This window comes from Pseudoalteromonas sp. MIP2626 (assembly GCF_013414205.1).
GTDB lineage: Bacteria > Pseudomonadota > Gammaproteobacteria > Enterobacterales > Alteromonadaceae > Pseudoalteromonas > Pseudoalteromonas nigrifaciens.
In genome coordinates this window covers 1-2,221 of record NZ_JAATTW010000099.1, presented here as the reverse complement: position 1 = coordinate 2,221, position 2,221 = coordinate 1, and the positions used below count along the sequence as shown (strand labels likewise).

The window sequence follows — 2,221 nt, the reverse complement described above, 5'->3', positions numbered from 1 at the left end:
TACAACGTTCAATGCGAGGATCTGTAATTGAATTAAAATGTTTCAGAAAAGTAGTGCTCATATTTATGCGACCAAGTTATTATTATGCCTTGATCTGATCACTACTTGCTCTATAAGTTCAATTTATAATGATCTTGCCGTGACTAAAGGCACGTGGCTTTAATGGCTTATTTTTAGATACCCTTGATAGCTACCAGCTATTAGACAAAAAACATAATAAAGAAGTGCCTAATCGCGTATACCGCGAGCTCAACCCACAACTGCAAGAGCAAGTAGAAGGAAAAGGCGGCTTTAAAGGCGAAATAATTCAAGAAATACAACCTAAACTACATGAGCTAGATTTAGGTAAAGGTTTTAGTATGGCTAGATTATTGGCGCTACTTAGTGGTAATTTTCTGTATTTAATCGCGCTTATTTTCACGGTATTATTAGCCTACTCTTTCATCGATATTTATCGTTATATTGATAGCGCAAATATCAATTCAATAGAGCAAGCACTTAATAATCGTCATATTTCACCTATCAGCGAGCTAGTAATGGCAAGCGTACACTTATTACTGATAGGTGTATTAATTAAAGCCTTTGCTCAGCTATTAAGTAGCAATGCACATTTGTTTTTTGCTGAAATGCAATTTGAATCACTTCTGGTCTATTTTAAATGTGAAGGTACATTTACTGAGTCTAAAATATCAACCGGTACAGGTATTCACGACAGCACTCGCTCTGAAAACACCTTAGTACGTAGCAGCATTACCCCTTGGGTTATTGTTTCGCGAATAGTAACCACCACTTTTGCAGCAACAGGTATGAAAAATCTTGAGCATCCACGCCATATTATGGAAATGCACAAAGACGAAGGTCAGTTACAAGCAATTAAAAACGATGTGATTGCGTTCTTAAAAGATCGTGAGTCAATAGCCTCAATTACCAGTGAGCGTGATTTAGGTAACGCGTCGCAAATTCATCAGCTTAATCAGCAAACACGCGCTATGCCAACACAACAAAGCGCAATTACAAAAAATGATGAAGAAGCCGCCGGCTTTATCAGACAACAAGATGATTTAGCCTCAGAAACCAAGTCATAACACGGTAACTTAATTATATATCAATGCCACTGGCAATCAGTGGCATTTTTAACAGTAACTATACCTTTTTAAACCCCAGTTAACTTTGCTCACTTTAATGTCATGCTGTTCTAAATTAAACCTTGTAACAACACACAAAGCCCTTGCTTTATGCGCTAAAACGCAAATAATAAAGCAATCTATAATTGGGTAAGAATGAGAGAATGAGCTACATACTAACCACACAATGCGCCGATGATGTAGGGCTAATAGCCAAAATCACCGGGCTTTGCCACCAGCATAATTTAAATATTACACGTAATAATGAATTTGTAGACAAAGACGCTAAACGCTTTTTTATGCGTACAGAGCTCACTGGTGAGCCACAAAGTAACTTTTTACCACTACTACGCGAAATACTACCTGCAGATGCTAAAGTGGCTTTACACAATGGTACAAAAACCAAAGTTGTGTTACTTGCTACTAAAGAAGCACATTGCTTAGGTGGCGTATTATTAAAGCAATTCGAACAAGCGCTAAATATTGAAGTGCAAGCCGTTATAGCAAACTACCCTATTTTAGAGCCGCTTGCTAAAGGGCTTAATGTCCCTTTTCATGTTATCTCTCATGAGGGATTAACGCGCAGCGAGCACGATCAACAAGTAGGCGATTTAATTGCCAGCTATAACCCTGACATTATTGGTTTAGCTAAATATATGCGTATTTTAAGCCCTGAGTTTGTACAACGCTTTGAGGGCAAAATTATTAATATTCATCACTCGTTCTTACCCGCTTTTATTGGTGCAAAACCTTATCACCAAGCATTTGAACGTGGCGTAAAAATCATTGGAGCCACAGCTCACTTTGTCAATAACGAGTTAGACGAAGGGCCTATTATTTTGCAAGATGTTACGCCTGTAACCCACGCAGAAACTGCAAAAATGATGGCCAATATGGGTAAAGATGTAGAAAAAACAGTATTTTGTAAAGCGCTACAACTTGCCTCTGAGCATAAGCTATTTATTAACGGTAATAAAACCGTGGTGTTTTCGTAAAACAAAAATGCCAGCAAATTATGGTTAATGCAGATCGTTTAAGCTAATTGAACGATCTTTCAGAGGCTTCATAATAGGCTACAACAGAAGTTGTGGCCTATT

The 2,221-nt window shown here is 37.8% G+C and carries 1 protein-coding gene and 1 pseudogene; both read left to right on the top strand.

Features of this window, described 5'->3' with window-relative positions:
- Nucleotides 1-89: 89 nt before the first annotated feature.
- A pseudogene (locus HC000_RS18130) lies at nucleotides 90-1,085 on the top strand (hypothetical protein); the annotation flags it as partial.
- A 203-nt stretch (nucleotides 1,086-1,288) separates the two neighbouring features.
- The gene (gene purU / locus HC000_RS18125; protein ID WP_011327398.1) at nucleotides 1,289-2,119 is read left to right on the top strand and encodes a formyltetrahydrofolate deformylase; all 831 of its coding nucleotides are present in this window, start codon (nucleotides 1,289-1,291) and stop codon (nucleotides 2,117-2,119) included.
- The last annotated feature ends 102 nt before the right edge of the window (nucleotides 2,120-2,221 follow it).